Origin of the sequence: Planococcus sp. MSAK28401, from assembly GCF_018283455.1 — a bacterium.
Classification (GTDB): Bacteria; Bacillota; Bacilli; order Bacillales_A; family Planococcaceae; genus Planococcus; species Planococcus alpniumensis.
Genome location: NZ_JAAMTH010000001.1, coordinates 320,265 through 339,284 on the forward strand (window position 1 = coordinate 320,265; position 19,020 = coordinate 339,284).

A 19,020-nucleotide genomic window follows, 5' to 3' on the forward strand; every position below is an offset into this window, starting at 1 on the left:
ACTTTACATTTCAAATGTAGAATAGAAACTAAACTTGGTTTTGGCCAAAAGGAGGCGCTGCATGGAATTTTTGTTAAACACATGGACGAAAGAACGGCTGCAAGCTTTTCATGAAGGACAGATGGTCGATGGCTATTTGTATTTCGGCGCACATGCATTTGGGGAAGAAACGACATTTTCGGTTTGGGCTCCTGACATTGAAGGCATCGATGTTGTCTGCGTGAACTCTGAGACGGAAGACACCTCCACTTATCCATTAGAGCGGCATCCGCAGGACGAGAGCATATGGGGGGTGAGTATCCCGGAAAATTTGGAAGGCTGGCTCTATGAATATGCGCTTCGGACGCCAAGAGGCGAAGTGCTGTGGAAATCGGATCCGTACGCGCGGCAAAGCGAGAAACGGCCGTTCACCAAATCCATCGTCTCGGGTCCGGAGGAATACGCTTGGCCGCTAGAGGTCCTGAAGCTCAAGCAAACGATCAACGACAAGCATCTGGAACGCGCCATGGCCATTTACGAAGTGCATATCGGCACTTGGCGGCGCAAGGAAAACGGGGAATTCTATACGTACCGCGAAATTGCAGATCAGCTGATTCCGTATGTCATCGACATGGGCTTCACGCATATCCAGATTTTGCCGATTACCGAGCATCCACTCGATGAATCTTGGGGCTACCAGACAACGGGATACTTTTCGCCGACAGGACGCTACGGAACGGCCGAAGACTTAAAGTATTTCGTCACGGCATGCGCAGAACACGGCCTTGGCTTGTTCTTGGACTGGGTCCCTGGCCATTTTTGTGTGGACCAGCACGGATTGGCGAATTTCAATGGCCAGCTGCTTTACGAAGAAGCGCGGGAAGAGCGCCGCATGAATCCGGATTGGGGCACGTTGAACTTTGACATCAATAAGGGCGAAGTCGTGAGTTTCATTTTGTCGAGTGCCCATTATTGGCTGGAGGAATTCAAGTTCGACGGCTACCGGATGGATGCGCTCGTCAATCTATTGTTTATCCCGAACATCAAGGAGCGTCCGCACAACACGGAAGGAGCGGATTTCCTCAGAAAGCTGACGGCTAGCTTGAAGCTCCATTATCCGGAGAAATTGCTGATTGCAGAAGATGCCTGGCATTATCCGAAAGTGACGCATCCGGTCGAATCCGGCGGTGTCGGCTTCGACTATAAATGGAACTTCGGCTGGATGCACGACACCCTTGAGTATATGAAAACGCCGCCGGCAGAACGGTCGAAAGCCCATAGCAAAATGAATTTTTCGATGGTGTATCAATACGAAGAGCGTTACCAAGTGATTTTTTCCCATGACACTGTAGCGGATGGGCGGAAATCCTTGCTCAACAAGCTGCCGGGCACAAAGGAGGAGCGGTTCCTCCAATTGCGCTTGCTGTTCGGGTTTTGGATGGCGCATCCCGGCAAGAAATTATTGTTCATGGGCCAGGAGTTTGGCCATTTCGAGGAATGGGAATTCCAGCCGGAACTCGATTGGGCATCGCTTGAAGATCCCCAACATAAAGGGATCGCTGAATTCATGAAAGAATTACTGGCATTCTACCGGAGCGAAAGAGCGTTTTTTGAACTCGATGATGAACGCGACGGTTTTATGTGGCTCGATGCCGATAATCACGAACAGAGCGTAGCGACCTTTATCCGCAGAGGATTTTTGCCGGAAGATGAGTGCCTTGTGCTGTGCAATTTCTCTGAACATCATTATGAAAAATTTCATGTCGGGGCACCGCGAAAAGGCTCTTATGAAGAAATCTTCTCCACCAATTCAGCAAAGTTTGGCGGTACGGCTGTAGATTTGCAGCGTTCGGCAGAAACACTCGATGTTTCGTGCGACAATCAGGATTTCTCATTGAAGCTTGACTTGCCGCCGTTCACGATGAGCATCTGGAAAAAAAGAAAAGATGGGAGTGATTTATTGTGAATGAAAAAGTTGTTGCCATGCTTCTCGCAGGCGGGCAAGGAAGCCGTTTAAAATCATTGACATACGATATTGCCAAGCCAGCCATTCCATACGGTGGAAAATACCGGATCATTGATTTTCCTTTATCGAATTGCACCAATTCGGGCATTACCACGGTCGGTGTGCTGACCCAGTATCAACCGCATGCACTTCACCGCTATATCGGGCTCGGCACCCCTTGGGACCTTGACCGCCATAAAGGCGGGGTGACGATGCTGCCGCCATACGCCGAAATCGACGGCATCAAATGGTATGCCGGAACGGCTAGCGCAATTTACCAGAACATCAATTTCTTGACCAGCTGCGAACCTGATTACGTCTTGATTCTATCGGGCGACCATATTTATAAGATGGATTATGAAAAGTTAATTGAATATCATAAAGAAAAACAGGCGGATGTCACGATTTCTGTCTTAGAAGTTCCTTGGGAAGATGCGAGCCGCTTCGGCCTTGTTGATACGGATGATGACATGAACGTCATTGAATTCAGTGAAAAGCCGGAAAATCCGAAAAGCAATCTTGCTTCTATGGGCGTTTATGTCTTTGATTGGAAAAAGCTGGAGTCTTATTTAGAAGATGATAACAATATAGAAGAGTCGACCCATGATTTCGGAAAAGATATTCTGCCAAAAATGCTGTCCGATCACAAGAAAATGGTGGCATATCCATTTAAGGGCTATTGGAAAGATGTTGGGACAGTAGATAGTTTGTGGGAGGCGAATATGGATCTTCTCAATCCATCGGCAGGGCTCGTATTGCACGATCCTGCCTGGCGGATCTATTCATCGAACCCTCAGTTGCCGCCGCAAGTGATCACCGACTCGGGGCGTGTGCAAGGCTCGATGGTCAATGAAGGCTGTGTGATCAGCGGGACGGTCAGGCATTCAGTGATTTTCCAAAATGTCCTCATCGAAAAAGATGCGGTCGTCGAAGACAGTGTCGTCATGAGTGGCACGAAAATCGGGCGAGGAGCCCATTTGAGCCGAGTCATCGTTCCACCAGACATTACAGTTCCGGAAAATTACCGGCTGCTTGAGCCTGCAAAGGGCATTACGCTGCTAACGCAAGACTTAATCGATTCGTGGAAGGAGAGTGGGCAGCAATGACTTTGATGGCCGCAGTGGACGCTTCTGTAAAAGTAGCTGGACTCCAAGATTTGACCATTCATCGATCGGTCTCCTCGATTCCGTTCGCAGGGAGATACCGCCTGATCGATTTCGCTTTATCGAATTTGGTGAACGCAGATATCAACTCCGTCGGCATTTTCGCTTCGCAGCCCTTTGGATCGCTGATTGACCACATCGGAGTTGGGAAAAGCTGGGATTTGGATAGACGCAAAGAAGGCTTGTTCTTCCTGCCGACGACCCATCAAAATGGGGGCATCGCTACAGTCGGGTCATTCCGTGACTTCGAGGAGCATCTCCAGTTTTTTGAAAAAAGCCGCCAAACGCATGTGGTGGTCACGAGCAGCTTTGTCGCGGGACAATTGGATTATAAAGAAATGCTGGCCCATCACTTGGCATCCGGAAAAGACATCACCGAAGCGGTCGGGGCAAGCGGCTCTTTGAAATCATATATCCTGTCGCGCAGATTGATGCTCGAATTGATTCGTTCTTACCGGGAAAAGCGCATTCTCAGCATCGAAGATTTAGTGAATTTGAAAAAAGCGCCTTACTCATATGGCGTTTATGAATATAAAGGGTATTTCGCCATCATCGATTCGATCCAGCAATACTTTAAAGAGTCGTTCGGGCTATTGGACGAGAACAACCGCCGATTGCTGTTTTTGCCTCAAGCACCGATCTATACAAAAGTGAAAGACGAGCCGCCAACGCGTTACCTTGATGGATCAAACGTATCGAACTCAATGATGGCAAACGGCAGCACGATCTTGGGCAACGTCAAAAACAGCATCATCAGCCGTGCGGTCACGATCGGCATCAATGCGAGTTTGGATAGTTGCATCATCATGCAGAAATGTACAATTGAAGAAAATTGTGAACTCGCTTATATCATTGCGGACAAAGACGTCTATATCGAAAAAGGCGTGAAGTTGATCGGCACACCGGAACGGCCGATCGTCCTCAGGAAGGGCGAACGGGTCACGAAGGAGGATTCCCAATGAAGATTGTGATGGCTGCTGCGGAATGCGCCCCTTTTGCTAAAGCGGGGGGCCTCGCTGATGTAATCGGGGCATTGCCGCAGGAATTGGCCCGCCTCGGACATGAGGTGCAGGTCATCATCCCGAAATACAGTTTGATCCACGAACGCTACCAGCAGGAATTCCAGAAAACGGAAGAACATTCCTTTGAATTTAAAGGCGAAGAGAAAAACTATGCGATACATGAACTCAATATACATGGCGTCGAGTTCCTGTTTCTAGAAAATGATTCTTATTTTGAACGGGACAGCATTTACGGGCCGGATGATGCCGAGCGTTACGCCTTTTTCAGCCGGGCGGTCCTAGATTTCCTGACGCGTTCTGATACAGCTCCGGATGTTCTGCATGTTCATGATTGGCATACGGCTGTTCTGCCATTTTTATTGAAGGAAGATCCGCAATACGAGCAGTTGGCCGGTCGCGTGAAAACCGTACTGACGATCCACAATATCCAGTTCCAAGGCAATTTTTCGAAAGACGTGTTTTTGGAGCAGTACCGGATGGATGAAAAATTTTATGAAAATGGCCAAGTTGCATGGCTCGAAAACTTCAATTCTTTGAAAACCGGTATGCTGTATGCCGATAAATTGACGACGGTCAGCCCGAACTACCGCGATGAAATCTTGACGGAAGCTTACGGGGAACATTTGGAAAACCTGCTTATTGAACGGCAAGCGGATTTGCATGGCATATTGAATGGCATCGATACGGAAGCCTATAACCCGAAAACCGATGAACACATCGCGCAGACTTTTAGCGCAGAGGATTTGCAGGGAAAACAGACGAACAAGCGCGCCATCCAAAAACGCTGCGGCTTGCCAGAACAGCCGGATATTCCATTATTGACAATGGTATCGCGGCTTTCGGGGCAGAAAGGGATCGATATACTCGAACAAAGCTTGCCTGAATTTTTGGAAGGCGATGTCCAGTTTGTGCTGCTCGGTTCAGGAGAAACGCATTTCGAAGAGTTTTTCCAACGCCTTGAAGTGGATTATGCAGGGAAAGTTTCCGTCCATCTCGGCTTTGATGAAGCGTTTGCCCATCAATTATACGCAGGCGCAGATATTTTCCTGATGCCTTCGCATTTTGAACCGTGCGGCTTGAGCCAATTGATTTCCATGCGCTATGGCACGGTTCCGGTTGCGAACCGTACGGGCGGCTTGCGCGATACGGTAGATGAATACGATGAAGATGATAAGACAGGAACGGGCTTCTTAAGCGATTTCAAAGCCGGTATTCATTTCGATGAAGCCTTATCGCGCGCCCTCTCCTTCTATTACAAACCAGACCATTGGAATGCGTTGGTCTACAACGGCATGGCGAGAGATTCGTCATGGTCGCGTTCGGCGAAAGAATACGAGAAATTATATACGAGCTTAAACTGAAGGGTGTGTTGAGAATGTTTTACTCCAAGGAGCAATTCAAGGAAGAATTCAACCGACGATTAACAGTGGAAAATGGGGATAAAACAGAAGGCACAGCTTATAGCGTATTAGGAAAAATGGTTTGTGAACAAGTTTTGCAGGAATGGGACAAGCAGCAAGCAGCCAACCGGGACAGCGGTGAAAAGCAATTGTATTATCTGTCCATTGAATTCCTGCTAGGCCGCTTGCTCGGGCAAAACCTGCACAATTTGGGTGCTTACAATATGGTAGAAGAAGCACTTGGGGAACTCGGCTATAAACTATCAGAAATCGAAGAACTCGAACAGGAACCGGGGCTTGGAAACGGAGGGCTTGGACGCTTGGCGGCGTGTTTCCTGGATTCACTCGCTTCGCTCGGCTTGCCCGGCCATGGCTGTGGAATCCGCTACCGCGGCGGTTTGTTCACGCAACATTTCATCAAAGGCTTTCAAGTGGAGTTGCCGACCGATTGGATTAAAGAAGGGCAAGGCATCGAAGTCCGCAGGGAAGACCTTGCGCTCGACATCCCATTTTATGGGGAAACCAGCATGACTGTCGAAGAGCAAGGCGTCCGGACGGAGCTGGAAAATGCGGTGTGGGTCAAAGCAGTGCCATATGATATGCCGATTGTCGGGGCAGAGGGCGGTACGATCAACACGCTCAGGCTCTGGCAGGCGGAATCGTCTGATCGGCCGTTGCCTTATGGGCTCGGGTATTTGGTCAATGAACTTGAGACGGCTAAAATATCCGATCGTCTTTATCCGGATGATGCACTTGATAGCGGAAAGCTGCTGCGACTAAAACAGCAATACTTCTTGTGCAGCGCCTCTATCCGCACCATCCTTGCGACGCGCAATTTCGCTATCGAAGAATTGCCTGAAAAAGTGGCGATTCAAATCAACGATACTCACCCCGCCTTATCTGTACCGGAATTGATGCGGATATTGATGGATGACTATGAGCTGGATTGGGATACAGCGTGGTCGCTGACGACGCAGACCATTTCCTATACGAATCACACGATTTTGGAAGAAGCGATGGAAAAATGGGAGAGCCGGTTATTGCGTCAGTTATTGCCGCGCGTTTACCAAATTATCGAGGAAATCGACCGTCGCTTCAGGACCGAATGGGAATCGAAGGAATTGGATGAACAGGCCGTCCACAAGCTGTCGATCATCGACGGAGGCGTCGTGAAAATGGCCGTCTTGGCCGTCGTCGGCAGCTATAAAGTAAACGGGGTGGCAAAGCTCCATACCGAAATCCTTAAGAAACGCGAAATGAAGGAACTGAATGAATACTTCCCGCATAAATTCCACAACAAGACCAACGGCATCACCCATCGCCGCTGGCTGCTTGCGGCAAATCCGGAATTATCCTCACTCATTACCGAACACATCGGGCCGGAATGGATCCAACGTCCTGAGCAATTAAGTGAACTCGCGTATCTGGCGGATAGCCGGCCGTTCCTGGAGGCATTCCAAGCCATCAAAAAGCTGAAAAAAGAGCATTTGATCCACCACCTCGAACGAGAGCACAATACCATTGTTGACCCCGATTCGATTTTTGATATCCACATCAAACGAATCCACGGTTACAAGCGACAACTGATGAATATTCTGCATGTCCAGCAATTATACAAGCGCATTAAAAGCGATCCGAATTACCGGCCGTATCCACGGACCTTCTTGTTCGGCGGAAAATCTGCTCCGAGCTACCATTTCGCTAAACAAGTCATCAAACTGATCAATACGGTCGCCGAGCGTGTCAATAATGATCCGGTTGTAAGACGCCATCTGCATGTCGTGTTCGTTGAGGACTACAACGTCAGCCACGCGGAGTTCATGATTCCAGCAGCAGACATTAGCGAACAGATTTCCACTGCCTCGAAAGAAGCATCGGGCACCGGCAATATGAAATTCATGATGAACGGCGCATTGACCCTTGGAACGTATGATGGGGCAAACGTGGAAATCTTCGATGCAGTCGGCGAAGAAAATGCTTTCGTCTTCGGCATGAGTTCAGAAGAAGTCATGCGTTTTGAGCATGACAGAAGCTATAATCCGAAAGACATCATTGAACAAGACCCGTCTATCCGCGAGGCTATTGAAGAATTGGCACGCGGAGAATGGTCAGAGGGCCCGAATAATTCCGATTTTATCGTGCGCCAATTGACAGAGAACGGAGATCCGTTTTTCGTTCTGAAGGACTTGGCGGACTATGCAAAGACGCATGATCGGGTGCTTGATGCATATGGCCATCCCGTCGAATGGGCGAGCATGTGCGTAAGGAATATCGCGGCTTCCGGGATTTTCTCAAGCGACCGGACAATCCAGCAGTATTCCGAAGAAGTATGGGGATTGTCGAAAGTTCCGACTAACTGAAACCGGCAGGAGGATGAGCAATGGCACAAGCAAGTTTCGATAATACCGATCTGGCGGATTACAAAGCGAGCGGCGCGTTGGAAGGGAAAGTGGCGATTGTCACCGGTGCCAGCAGCGGCATCGGACAAGCGGTCGCAATCGCTTATGCAAAAGAAGGGGCGCGTGTGGTCATTGGCTATCTCGATGACGAAGAAGGCGCCGAAAAAACCTTGGGCATCATCCAATCTTACGGCGGCGAAGCGCGCGCTTTGGCTGGAGACCTTGGAAAATCTGAAAATTGCGATGCACTAGTAAACTTTGCGCTCGATGAATTTGGTGCTGTGGATATCGTCGTCAACAATGCCGGGTTCCAATACCCGCAAACTTCGCCGCTTGATATCAGCGATGAGCAAATATTGAAAACATTCGAGATCAAGGCATTTGCGATGTTTTATTTAGTACGCGCGGCTTTGCCTCATTTGAAAAAAGGGTCGCGCATCATCAATACTGCTTCCATCAATGCCTACCGTGGCCATTCGGATCTCATCGATTATTCGGGAGCAAACGGGGCGATGGTCGCGATGACTCGTTCCTTGGCAAGACGGCTCGTCCGTGAGGAAATTGCGGTCAACGGCATTGCGCCGGGCCCGATATGGACGCCGCTCATCACGAAAACCTTTGGGGATTTGAATCCGGACGTCGGCTCTGATTTCGGTGAAGACGTGCCGGCAGGGCGCCCGGGGCAGCCATATGAACTTGTAAAAGCCTATGTGTTCTTGGCGGATCCACAAAATTCCTATATGACCGGGCAATTTTTGCATATGAACGGCGGCGACTACATGTCGACATGAAAGCACAGGGGCTCCCGTGCTTTTTTATATGGAATTTCCACGTTTTTCGTAAGCTGTGGTAAAATTCGGCTAAGAGGTGGAAAACATGAAAAAGACACTGTGGTTCGCTGTTTTGTTGCTGGGTTTAGCGGGCTGCGTTCCGCTCGGTGAACCGGCTAACCCGAAACCGGCGGAACCGGAACAGGGCACAGCCCAAGAACAACCAGGCGGACTTGCTATTCATTACATCGATGTCGGGCAAGGGTCCGCTGCGTATCTGGAATGGGATGGCTATTCGATGCTGATCGATGCCGGCGATTGGAATGCCAGTGATGTGCTGATGTATTTGGACAAACTGGAAGTCGAAAAAATTGATATCGCGGTCGGGACCCATCCGGACGCCGACCACATCGGCCAATTGGCACGTGTCATCGAAACTTACGAAGTCGGCGAAGTGTGGATGTCAGGGAACCCGAGTTCCTCTAATACATTTATCCAGACGCTGGAAGCGGTCGATGAAGCCGGAATTCCATATGAAGAACCGCGGCGTGGGGACGAATACGAAATCGGGTTGCTGGAAATCGAAGTACTCCATCCCGAAGAATTGAGCGGCGATACAAATGGCGATTCGCTGTCGTTCCGCATCAGTTACGGGGAGACAGCATTCATCTTTACAGGCGATGCCGATATCCAGGCGGAGCAGGAAATGGCCGCGGGCAACTTGCCGCTGGGAGCGGATATTTTGTTGATGGGCCATCATGGCTCCAATACGTCCACGGGCTTGGAATTTTTACAGGCAGTTGAACCCGATGTGGCGATTTACAGTGCGGGCATTGATAATCCATATGGCCATCCTTACGCTGAAGTGCTGGCATCAGTGGAAAATGAAGGGGCGGAAGTGTATGGCACTGACGTCAATGGCACAATCGTCGTCGAGACGGATGGACAGGAATATAACGTCGAAACGGAACGGGAAGGCGTCGCCAAAGAAGGCAGCAACCGATGTGTGGACATCAACGGAGCCTCTACTGCGGAGCTGTCGGAGCTGACCGGAATCGGAGAAGCATTGGCGGAAGCAATCATCGACGAGCGCCCTTTTGAAACGCTCGATGACTTGACGCGTGTCAGCGGCATCGGCGAAGGAAAGCTTGCCGGATTGAAAGAACAGGGATTAGCTTGTGTAGGGGAGTGAGCGGATGAGAGGGGTATTGGATCGTTTTGAAGGCAGTGTGGCCGTCATCATCGCAGAACAAGCCGGTCGTGAATTCCATGTGCCGCTACGCTATTTGCCGGAAGGCAGCAGGCAGGGGATGTGGTTCACGCTGAGCATCGAATCGGGGCATGTCGTGGACATCGAAGCCGATCTCACGCAGACGAATGAACGCGCTGCAAAAGCCGAAGAATTGATGGCAAAGCTGCGCAACAAAAGTACAGGCAGCCGTTTTAAGCGGAAATAGAAAAGCGTATGGAGATTTTTCTCCATACGCTTTTCTTGCGTTTGTTTTCAATTTGATGCCAATTCGGTCAGTTCCAGATGATAATCCGCTACTTCATTGCCTTTATAAAGGTTGGTCGTATCGGTGAAATAATTGGAAATGGCAGCGTCGAATTCCTGGTCTTTAGCTGGCAAAGCGACGCGGAAATTCATCTCATATAATAGTACGGCAATGTCATGGTAGGCATCGCTTGTCACTTTGAAATCGCAAGAGATTTTTCTGCGGCCATCCGCTAGACTGTGAAGTTCAAGCTGGTTTGTTTCGATTCTGCGGCCGTTCAATTGAATGATTTCGCTCATCGTCTATTCCTCCGTTCCCTGTGCTGAAAAGCCTTATAGTAACGGTACCATGAAAAAAACACCAAAGCACAATCATGTGCTTTGGTGTCTGATTTTTTCTGCGCGTGTGACTTCTTTTTTTGATTTGCGAAGGTCGTTGTAAATTAATGCGCCGACCAAAAACAATCCGAGGTACCCGACGATCGGGTAAAACCAGTTGACGAGTTTCGTGAACCCGACAAAGCTCAAGATGTATGCAGCGACTCCGACGATGATGACGAATATGCGGAATTTCGCTGTCCCCATTTCGACAAAGCGTGCAGAGAACGAGAACAGCATGCTAACGCCGGTGTTGTAGATCATGCCGAACAAAATGACCGACATGAAGACGCCGAGTGCAGGCGATAAATCATCCGCAATTTGCAGCATTGGCATTTCTGCCGTGCCGACGACGTCGACTTTCGAGAAGATCGCCAAATGGCTCAAGATGATCAGGATGCCGAGCCCGAGCCCGCCGATCAATCCGCCGCGTGCCGCGATTTTTTCATCTTTTTCCGTCCCGCCCATGACGATGGACATCGAAGCGCCGACTGCGATATTGAAGGAGACGTAGTTGATGGCAGACAGCCACCAGTTGGCAACCGCCGATTCCTGTTCTTTGGCGATGGATTCAAGCCCTGAAAACGAACCATCCATCGTCATTAAACTGTAAGTGGCGAGTGCAATCACAGCAAGAATTAGAAACGGCGTGATGCTTCCGATGATGTTGATGACTTTTTGAACGTTCAGCATGATCGTCAAGATGATCAATGCGGCCATGACGGTGCTGCCGAGAACGGCCGACCAGCCGAACTGCTGGGAGAAAATCGAACCGGCTCCGGCAATCATGACGACCCCTACACCGAATAGCGTTAAAATGATGATGTAATCAACAATGGTGCCGATCAAACGGCCACTGATGCCGAAAATGGCTTCTTTATGGGAAGTGGTGCGCATGCGGCTGCCGAGGCGCGTCAAGCTCATCCCCAGATAAGCAAATAATGCAGTGGCGATTACGGCTGCCACAGTCCCCATAATTCCGAAACTGGTGAAATACTGCAGGATTTCCTGCCCGGAAGCGAAACCGGCACCAACGATAATTCCAATGAAGGCGCTCCCCATTTTAATACTTTTAAACATCTTGCTCCCCCTCGTTAAGCGTGCGAATTTACTTATTTGAAAATTAACCTTTTTCAAATATAGCAAAATTAAAACGTTTTCACAAACTCAATAGGGAAAACAAGAGTATTTTACTAGTTTTTCAAGGAAGTTTCAGTAGTATAATAATATTTGTGATATAACTTTTTTGGTAAGGAATAAACTTGAGTCATAATAAAACCCCTCACGGCAAGTTGCCGTGAGGGGTTTAGTTGATCATGAGTTGTCTTTGTTAGCTACGATGACCAATTTGCCTGTGTCTAGAACTTCTTCATACTCATCTGCTTCTTGCTTAGTAAGGCCAGCTGCTTCGAGTTTCGCGCGCAGTTCATCGCCGCGGGAAGAAGTCATGTTTTTCATGCTGTCGAGAAAGCCTTGTTCTTTCATGCCGACTGACTCTGTATCAAGTGCTTTGGTGATGTCTTTCGTGCGTTTCGGGTCATGCGCGAAAATATAGATGTCATCATGCGTGAATCCTTGTGACTCAAGCTTTTCAATTTCTGCTTTTGCTTGCACTGCGTTTTCGACTGATAGTTTAATTACCAAAATGAATCCCTCCAATATTTTCTTCTTACTCTCTATATACCACGTGCCAAAACTCTTAAACTACGTGGCATATGTTGAAATGATATACTGGGGAAAAACGGGAGGAGTGGTGACCATGAAGATTACGCCAATAGGGATTTGGGGCGGCTATCCAAATAAAAATGAAGCGACCTGCGCGTATTTGATTGAACAGAACGGCTACCGTTGCTTGCTCGACTGCGGCAGCGGGGTGGTAGCGGCAGTGCAGAATTATACGGAACTAAAAGACATCGATTCGGTGGTTATCAGCCATTACCACGCCGACCATGTGGCAGATATAGGCGTGTTGCAGCATGCTGCGATGGTCGGGATGCAATTGAAAGAATGGGATGTGCCTTTGCCGATCTATGCGCATGACAAAGACCAAGAAGGCTTCGCTGCATTGTCTTATAAAGGTGTGACGGAAGGCCGAGCAATCGAGGTGGGCGGCACGCTTGAACTCGGGCCGTTCCAAGTGACCTTCTGTGAGACGGACCATCCGGTCTACTGCCTGGCGATGCGCTTCACGAATGGCGAGCGGACAGCGGTCTTCACAGCCGACACGGCATGGAAAGACGAACTCGTGCCGTTTGCTGAATCAGCTGACCTGCTCGTCGCAGAATCGAATTTATACGAGGAATACCTTGGCATCATCCAAGGCCATATGAGCGGCAGCCAGGCGGGGAAACTCGCTTCAGAAGCTTCGGCCAAACAGCTGCTGCTGACCCATCTGCCGCAGTACGGGGAATTATCCGAAATCCTTGCGGAAGCAAAGAAAACCTATAGCGGCGATGTAGCGTTCGCTGAAATCGGCAAAAGCTATCAATTATAGGGGGAGCAGATAGTTTGAATTTGAAGGAATTTCCTCCTATCCTTATATCATCCGAATTGGATGAAAGGAAGTTGACATATGACACAACAAACAAAAGAGCTTGCGCTTTCCATTCTGGACTTGGTTCCAGTGCGCCAAGGCTATCCGATGCAGCAAGCATTCGAAGATATGACAAACCTCGCACGCCATGCCGAGCAGTTCGGCTATAAACGGTTCTGGCTGTCCGAGCATCACAATACACCGACACTCGCGAGCTCCGCGACGTCGATTCTCATTTCCAAAGTGCTCGAAGCGACCGAGACGATCGAAGTCGGCTCCGGCGGCATCATGCTGCCAAACCATACGCCGCTCGTCGTCGCTGAACAATTCGGCACGCTTGAGACGATGCACCCCGGACGCGTGAATCTCGGTCTCGGGCGCGCGCCGGGAACGGATATGCAAACCGCCCGCGCACTTCGCCGGACGACACAGGAAACCGCGTTCCAATTTCCTGAAGATGTCGAAGAATTGCAGCGCTATTTGGGGCCGCTTGAGGCGCAGGAATCGGTGAAAGCCTATCCGGGCGTAGAGACGGAAGTGCCGTTATTCATTCTCGGCTCGAGTACATCGAGTGCCGTGCTCGCGGCGAAGCTTGGCTTGCCGTATGCTTTTGCAGCACATTTCGCGCCTCAACAACTTGAGTCGGCAGTCGCCATCTACCGCAGCCGCTTCGAGCCTTCCGATACATTGGCAGAGCCATACGTCATCGCTTGCGTTAATGTGGTTGGAGCCGATAGCGCGCAAGAAGCGGAACAGCTTTCAACATCGAGCGACCAGTTTTACTTGAACGTCGTCCGCGGCACGAAGAATCCATTGATGCCGCCTGTCGATACAATGGAGGGCCGCTGGAGCTATGCTGAAGAAGCGATGGTCAAATCGATGGCTCGCTATACATTCAAAGGGAATGTAGAGCAATTGGGAGAACAAATTGGCCGTTTTGCAGCTTCGCTGCCTATCGATGAATTGATGGCTGTTTCTTATATTTATGACCAGGACAAGCGGGTGCGCTCTTACGAAATCCTGAAAGAAGCGGTATCGAATGCTGTTCGATTGCCATGAAATGTTCACCTGACCGGCGGCAACAGCCGCTCGACTTCATGTATAATACTAGGGAAACTTGAAGTTTAAAGGTGGTAGTAATTTATGGACTTTCTCTATTTTCCTGAAGATAAATCAGAATATATTCCGGGAATCATCTCGGTCGTCATTATTTTCATCCTATCGATCCTGATCGTGCGTCTTTTGACGAAAGCGTCGCGGAAGCAAGTCAAAAAATTGAACGAGCAAGGATACCCGGTTATTTACGACCGTGGTGAGACACGGGAAGATTCTGATGAGCAAGCACCAGCAGAACGGCAAGCAAATCCGAATACACCGGAAGAGCCGAAAGACACAAACGGCCCGCCGACCAAAAAGCCCTGACGTTTCAGGGCTTTTTCTAGTTAGTGGAACGTGTATACTGGAACAATACTTTAAATGAAAAGAGTTGCCTCATGACAAAAAATTTAGCGGGCGGCTTTCAATGGGCGATTTTCCTTATCGCTTCATCCATTGCAGCCCCCATCGCCATCGCAAACATCTTCGGCATGGACACTGCCGATACCGCGCTGTTCTTGCAGCGCACCATTTTCGTCCTCGGTATCGCTTGCCTGATCCAAGCCTTTATCGGCCACCGTTTACCGATCAATGAAGGGCCGGCTGGCTTATGGTGGGGCGTGTTTATCGTCTACGCCGGACTTGTCGGCGTTTTGTATTCAACTGCCGAGGAATCATTGCAAGTGCTGCAAAGCGGCTTGTTTTATAGCGGTATATTATTCATTGTTTTCGCAGTGACGGGAGTGGTCGATAAGCTGAAACGGTTCTTCACTCCGACGATCACCTTTGTCTATTTGCTGCTGCTCGTGCTGCAGATCAGCGAATCGATCATGAAAGGCCTGTTCGGCATTGCGTCAGAAGGGGATTTATTGGATGTATGGGTGCTGCTGGCAGCGGTCGCTGTCATTTTAATCACTTTCTATTTCATGTTCCACCGTTCAGCGTTCATCAGCCGCTATTCAGTACTTCTATCCATCGCTTTTGGCTGGCTGTTGTTTTGGGCTATCGGCAAAGCGCCAAGTATTCCAAAGACTGATGGGGCATGGGTAACATTCCCTGATATGCTGGTCTTTGGCCCGCTCGTCTTTGACGGGGGGATGCTGGTAACGACCTTGTTCCTGACCGTCTTGCTGATCGCCAACATGATGGCTTCGGTCCACGTGATGGAAAGCTTGCTGAAAAATGCCTTTTCTATCCAGTCAGAAGACCGCATGAAACAAGCTTCTTTTGCATCCGGCTTGAACCATCTGCTTGCAGGGCTGTTTTCTTCTGTCGGCCCTGTGCCGATTTCCGGTGCAGCTGGGTTCGTCAGCGCGACAAGGACTCCGGGACTGCGTCCGTTTATCGTCGGCGGGGTCATCGTCGCGGGAATCAGTTTGTTTCCGCAATTGATGGCCGTGCTCGCTGCCTTGCCGGCCCCGGTCGCCTATGCCGTCATCTTTGCGATTTTCTCCAAAATGGTGGAAATGGCTTTCAACGCGCTTGAAGCGGAAGAAAATAGCAAAAGAGCCTACAAAGTAGCGGCTTTCGGCCTCATGACAGGTGTTGGTTTGATGTTCATCCCGACGGAAAGCATGGCAGCATTGCCGTCAGCTGTCGCTGCTATTTTATCAAATGGCTTGATAACAGGGACCATCATTGCCATCATTATTGAACAAGTGATGATGCGATTCGTACGTGTAAAATAAAAACAGGCGGCATAAAGGATCTCCCTTTATGCCGCCTGTTTTGTATTAATTTTGCTGTTCGATTTCTTCGGTCAAGCGTTCGAGTTCGTCGATCAATTCGCCGATATAGGCAATCGTGTCACGAAGCGGCTGCTCGGTCGTAATGTCGACGCCGGCCATCTTGGACAATTCGACAGGGGTTTTCGTTCCGCCTGCGTTCAATACGTCGATCCATTCATCGACGGCTGGCTGGCCTTCCGACAAGATGCGCTTCGACACTTGCGTGGAGATGGTCAGCCCGGCGCTGTAAGTGTATGGGTAAAGGCCCATATAATAATGCGGCTGGCGCATCCACGTCAATTCCGCACCTTCTGTGACTTCGACATCGTCTCCCCAGAATTCTTCGAGTACGCCGCGTTTCAGTGCATTAAGTACACCCGCGTTGACGTTTTCTCCGGCATCTATCTTTTTATACACTTCGCGCTGGTAGGCCGCTTCGAGCAAATGGGTGACGAAGTTATGGTAATAGGTTCTGGCCACAATCGATGAAATGACCCAACGCTTGAATTTCGGGTCTTCGGAATTCTTCAGCAAATGATTCGCCATCAGCATTTCATTCATCGTCGATGGCGCTTCGATAAAGTACAGTGAAGGGCGCGCGTTGAATAGGTTTTGTTCGCGGTTCGCGTGATAGAAATGACCTGCGTGACCGAGTTCATGCGCTAGTACGAATACTTCGTTCATGCGGCCGGTCCAGGAGATCAGGATATACGGATGGTCGCCGTAAGGGCTCGCACAGAATGCGCCTGTCGACTTGCCTTTGTTCTGCGCAAAATCGATCCAGCGTTCATCGTACGACCGTTCCACCATATGCAAATAATCCGTTCCCATAATGCCGAGCGCATCATTGATATACTGTTTCGATTCCTCGACCGTAATTTCCGGGTCGTATTCCGGATCTAGGGAAATCTTCAAATCGGCAAAGGTCATTTTGTCCAACCCGTGCGCTTTTTGCAGCAGGCGTGCGTATTTGCGCATATGCGGCGCCAATTCCGTTTGGATCAAATCGATTTGTCTGTCATAAAGCGTGCGGTCGACTTCCTGGTTGAATAGCAGGTACTCGAAAATATCCTCATAACCGCGCAAATCGGCAGTCGTTTTTTCGGTCTGTAATTGCATATCATAAGTTTTGGCCGTCGTGTGCTGGTAATCGCGCAGCTTATCGGAAAACGCCTTGAATGCGGCGCGGCGCAGCTCGGTATCGGTTTCCGCTTCCCAGTCACCTTCGAACGACACATAGCTGAGCGGATGGGATTTGCCGCCTGCTTCAAAATCCGGGAAATCCATATCAACCATTTTCGTCGTATTGTACAGCTCATAAGGCGCTTGGAAAACGGAAGCGTAAGAAGCTAAAGCTTTCTCGGCGGCTGGATGCAATTGATGCATTTTTTTGCGCAGCAATTTCTTCAAATAGCCTTCAAACTCCTTGGATTCTGACATCGCCTGTTTTAGCGTGTCTTCCGACAATTCCAATAGCTCACTTGTTACAAAAGCGAGTCGGCTGCCAATCTTTGCGGAGAATGCGCTGTATTTCCCGGCGCGCATCTGGGCTTTCGTATCGGTTTGGTCTGTACTGTAGGACAGGCTCGCATAAGTGCCCGGGGCGACCAGTTTTTCGGCAATCGCGAGATAGTCTTTAAGTGCTTCTAAAGCCGATTCGGCATCGGTGATCTGGCCTTGGAACTTCTCGGCATAGGCTGCTGTCTCCTGGTCAATCTCCTCCAAAGCGGCATCGAATGCTTCGGGACTTGCCATCAAGCTCTCTAAATTCCATGTTTCTTCTATAGATATTTCTGAACGTGGCGGTAAACTTTTAACCAATGATTTTCTCTCCCTTGTATTCCGGATGTCGAACTAATTCTAAGTATAATGTCCAAATCACTAAAAGTAAAAAAGTTTTAAAATTAATAAGAAAATTACGAAAAATAGGTTTAAACCATAAATGACGCGGGTATTCAGTTAGTACAAGGCGGAATGACCGTCAGAAGACACGAGCGGTTTTTACCGGAATCGCCTTCTGATGAGAATATGCACAGCCTTGGCGGAAAATTTGCTTTACTGGCGATATAGCTCTTGTCGGGAACCAGATGAAAATGGTTCAGCCTAAGAAGTTTCAACAGTAACAGGTAGGTTTTTTGTGTAAGTGCAACTGAACGCCTGGCTGCAAAGTCTATTGATCACTGAGAGGTATATGTGAGAAATCCAAAGACGGCCAGCGCCATTAAACTGCATAGGCGGGAGTTTTTCATCGCCAACATGTACGTTTGTAGAAGAATTGAATAGAATTTTCCGCGTGCGAAAATCCTCCACGGACGAATCGGAGGATAAGGTAAGGAAGAGCATGATCCGAGTTTATCGGGTCATGCTTTTTCTATGCCTTCTGGCAGGCATCTTTCGGGATGATGTGGAATAGAGCATAGGATAACTTTTGCCAAAGGAGTGGACGAGATTGAGTGAAATGGTAGAACATGCAATCCAAGACGAGTATGGACAAGATTTTGCCTGGTGCTACGGATGCGGCCGCCTGAATGAAAACGGGCTTCAACTCCGGACAGGATGGGACGGCGAAGAAACCGTGACTTTCTATGAACCGCGGAAAGAACATACGGCGATACCGGGCTTTGTCTACGGGGGATTATTGGCATCGCTTGTGGATTGCCATGGAACGGGTTCGGCGTCGCTCGCCCTTCACCGCAAAAACGGCTATGAGCCTGGCAGCGGGGAAGAACCGCCGCGCTTTGTGACAGCGTCTTTGCACGTCGATTACCTGAAGCCGACGCCGCAAGGCAAGACTTTGAAAGCAGTAGGGACAGTTGAAGAGATCCACCCAAAAAAATTCAAAATAAACGTAGAAGTGTTTGCGGAAGGAGTAAAAGTCGCAAACGGAGAAGTGGTTGCTGTGTTAATGCCATCGACTTTCACTTCTTGAAACGAGCGCCGGAGGCATCCGGCGTTTTTTTGCGTTTTATTCTTTAAAGTCTATAAGACTTGTAGGGATTAAAAGGATGCTGTATGCTCAAGGTATTCAAAGCTCTATTTCTGAGGAGGAACCCG

17 protein-coding genes are annotated in these 19,020 nt (G+C 49.3%); 13 read left to right on the forward strand and 4 right to left on the reverse strand.

The features are described 5' to 3' along the window. The first annotated feature begins 61 nt into the window (after positions 1-61). From glgB to G3255_RS01800, 8 genes are all read left to right on the forward strand, one after another. Positions 62-1,945, forward strand: a complete 1,884-nt coding sequence (glgB, locus tag G3255_RS01765; protein ID WP_211653017.1) for a 1,4-alpha-glucan branching protein GlgB — start codon at positions 62-64, stop codon at positions 1,943-1,945. Then, a complete protein-coding gene (locus G3255_RS01770; protein ID WP_211653018.1) occupies positions 1,942-3,090 on the forward strand; it encodes a glucose-1-phosphate adenylyltransferase in 1,149 nt (382 codons plus the stop codon). Before glgB ends, G3255_RS01770 begins: the two co-directional genes overlap by 4 nt. Further along, on the forward strand, positions 3,087-4,109 hold the full coding sequence (locus tag G3255_RS01775; RefSeq protein WP_211653019.1) for a GlgC family sugar phosphate nucleotidyltransferase: 1,023 nt from the start codon (positions 3,087-3,089) through the stop codon (positions 4,107-4,109). The genes G3255_RS01770 and G3255_RS01775 overlap by 4 nt, the downstream gene beginning before the upstream one ends. Next, entirely contained in the window at positions 4,106-5,530 is a 1,425-nt protein-coding gene (gene glgA, locus G3255_RS01780) for a glycogen synthase GlgA (RefSeq protein ID WP_211653020.1), read from the forward strand. Before G3255_RS01775 ends, glgA begins: the two co-directional genes overlap by 4 nt. A gap of 14 nt (positions 5,531-5,544) precedes the next feature. Continuing rightward, on the forward strand, positions 5,545-7,929 hold the full coding sequence (locus G3255_RS01785; protein ID WP_211653021.1) for a glycogen/starch/alpha-glucan phosphorylase: 2,385 nt from the start codon (positions 5,545-5,547) through the stop codon (positions 7,927-7,929). Between the two features lie 20 nt (positions 7,930-7,949). Continuing rightward, the gene (locus tag G3255_RS01790) at positions 7,950-8,759 is read left to right on the forward strand and encodes an SDR family oxidoreductase (protein WP_211653022.1); all 810 of its coding nucleotides are present in this window, start codon (positions 7,950-7,952) and stop codon (positions 8,757-8,759) included. Between the two features lie 85 nt (positions 8,760-8,844). Then, positions 8,845-9,930, forward strand: a complete 1,086-nt coding sequence (locus G3255_RS01795) for an MBL fold metallo-hydrolase (protein ID WP_211653023.1) — start codon at positions 8,845-8,847, stop codon at positions 9,928-9,930. Positions 9,931-9,934: 4 nt separating this feature from the next. After that, entirely contained in the window at positions 9,935-10,195 is a 261-nt protein-coding gene (locus G3255_RS01800; protein WP_211653024.1) for a DUF3006 domain-containing protein, read from the forward strand. A gap of 47 nt (positions 10,196-10,242) precedes the next feature. Here G3255_RS01800 and G3255_RS01805 read toward each other — a convergent pair whose 3' ends face one another. The 3 genes from G3255_RS01805 to G3255_RS01815 all read right to left on the reverse strand — a co-directional run bounded on the left by G3255_RS01805 (position 10,243) and on the right by G3255_RS01815 (position 12,255). Beyond that, a complete protein-coding gene (locus G3255_RS01805) occupies positions 10,243-10,533 on the reverse strand; it encodes a DUF3219 family protein (RefSeq protein WP_211653025.1) in 291 nt (96 codons plus the stop codon). A 72-nt stretch (positions 10,534-10,605) separates the two neighbouring features. After that, positions 10,606-11,691: a YkvI family membrane protein gene (locus tag G3255_RS01810; protein WP_211653026.1), complete on the reverse strand. Its 1,086-nt coding sequence runs from the start codon at positions 11,689-11,691 to the stop codon at positions 10,606-10,608. A 234-nt stretch (positions 11,692-11,925) separates the two neighbouring features. After that, positions 11,926-12,255: a YflT domain-containing protein gene (locus tag G3255_RS01815; protein ID WP_211653027.1), complete on the reverse strand. Its 330-nt coding sequence runs from the start codon at positions 12,253-12,255 to the stop codon at positions 11,926-11,928. Between the two features lie 115 nt (positions 12,256-12,370). On the opposite strand from G3255_RS01815, the gene G3255_RS01820 reads away from it, so the two are divergent. From G3255_RS01820 to G3255_RS01835, 4 genes are all read left to right on the forward strand, one after another. After that, complete coding sequence (locus G3255_RS01820; RefSeq protein WP_211653028.1) at positions 12,371-13,105, forward strand: MBL fold metallo-hydrolase; 735 nt, start codon at positions 12,371-12,373, stop codon at positions 13,103-13,105. A 78-nt stretch (positions 13,106-13,183) separates the two neighbouring features. Beyond that, complete coding sequence (locus G3255_RS01825) at positions 13,184-14,203, forward strand: LLM class flavin-dependent oxidoreductase (RefSeq protein WP_211653029.1); 1,020 nt, start codon at positions 13,184-13,186, stop codon at positions 14,201-14,203. 84 nt (positions 14,204-14,287) lie between these two features. Beyond that, the gene (locus G3255_RS01830; RefSeq protein ID WP_211656035.1) at positions 14,288-14,566 is read left to right on the forward strand and encodes a hypothetical protein; all 279 of its coding nucleotides are present in this window, start codon (positions 14,288-14,290) and stop codon (positions 14,564-14,566) included. 71 nt (positions 14,567-14,637) lie between these two features. After that, complete coding sequence (locus G3255_RS01835) at positions 14,638-15,927, forward strand: purine/pyrimidine permease (protein ID WP_211653030.1); 1,290 nt, start codon at positions 14,638-14,640, stop codon at positions 15,925-15,927. A gap of 45 nt (positions 15,928-15,972) precedes the next feature. Here G3255_RS01835 and pepF read toward each other — a convergent pair whose 3' ends face one another. Continuing rightward, positions 15,973-17,787 (reverse strand): oligoendopeptidase F, encoded by a 1,815-nt coding sequence (pepF, locus tag G3255_RS01840; RefSeq protein ID WP_211653031.1) that lies wholly within the window; start codon positions 17,785-17,787, stop codon positions 15,973-15,975. A 637-nt stretch (positions 17,788-18,424) separates the two neighbouring features. Here pepF and G3255_RS01845 point away from each other — a divergent pair. Then, positions 18,425-18,895, forward strand: coding sequence for a PaaI family thioesterase (locus G3255_RS01845; RefSeq protein ID WP_211655727.1), 471 nt, complete (start codon positions 18,425-18,427; stop codon positions 18,893-18,895). Positions 18,896-19,020 lie beyond the last annotated feature (125 nt).

Excerpts from the sequence above, each read along its gene's own strand:
- G3255_RS01845 (WP_211655727.1), top strand. The coding sequence starts at position 18,425 with ATGGTAGAACATGCAATCCAAGACGAGTATGGACAAGATTTTGCCTGG.
- G3255_RS01835 (WP_211653030.1), top strand. The coding sequence starts at position 14,638 with ATGACAAAAAATTTAGCGGGCGGCTTTCAATGGGCGATTTTCCTTATC.
- G3255_RS01800 (WP_211653024.1), top strand. The coding sequence starts at position 9,935 with ATGAGAGGGGTATTGGATCGTTTTGAAGGCAGTGTGGCCGTCATCATC.
- G3255_RS01775 (WP_211653019.1), top strand. The coding sequence starts at position 3,087 with ATGACTTTGATGGCCGCAGTGGACGCTTCTGTAAAAGTAGCTGGACTC.
- G3255_RS01830 (WP_211656035.1), top strand. The coding sequence starts at position 14,288 with ATGGACTTTCTCTATTTTCCTGAAGATAAATCAGAATATATTCCGGGA.
- glgA (WP_211653020.1), top strand. The coding sequence starts at position 4,106 with ATGAAGATTGTGATGGCTGCTGCGGAATGCGCCCCTTTTGCTAAAGCG.
- glgB (WP_211653017.1), top strand. The coding sequence starts at position 62 with ATGGAATTTTTGTTAAACACATGGACGAAAGAACGGCTGCAAGCTTTT.
- G3255_RS01785 (WP_211653021.1), top strand. The coding sequence starts at position 5,545 with ATGTTTTACTCCAAGGAGCAATTCAAGGAAGAATTCAACCGACGATTA.
- G3255_RS01795 (WP_211653023.1), top strand. The coding sequence starts at position 8,845 with ATGAAAAAGACACTGTGGTTCGCTGTTTTGTTGCTGGGTTTAGCGGGC.
- G3255_RS01805 (WP_211653025.1), bottom strand. The coding sequence starts at position 10,533 with ATGAGCGAAATCATTCAATTGAACGGCCGCAGAATCGAAACAAACCAG.
- G3255_RS01820 (WP_211653028.1), top strand. The coding sequence starts at position 12,371 with ATGAAGATTACGCCAATAGGGATTTGGGGCGGCTATCCAAATAAAAAT.
- G3255_RS01790 (WP_211653022.1), top strand. The coding sequence starts at position 7,950 with ATGGCACAAGCAAGTTTCGATAATACCGATCTGGCGGATTACAAAGCG.
- G3255_RS01825 (WP_211653029.1), top strand. The coding sequence starts at position 13,184 with ATGACACAACAAACAAAAGAGCTTGCGCTTTCCATTCTGGACTTGGTT.
- G3255_RS01810 (WP_211653026.1), bottom strand. The coding sequence starts at position 11,691 with ATGTTTAAAAGTATTAAAATGGGGAGCGCCTTCATTGGAATTATCGTT.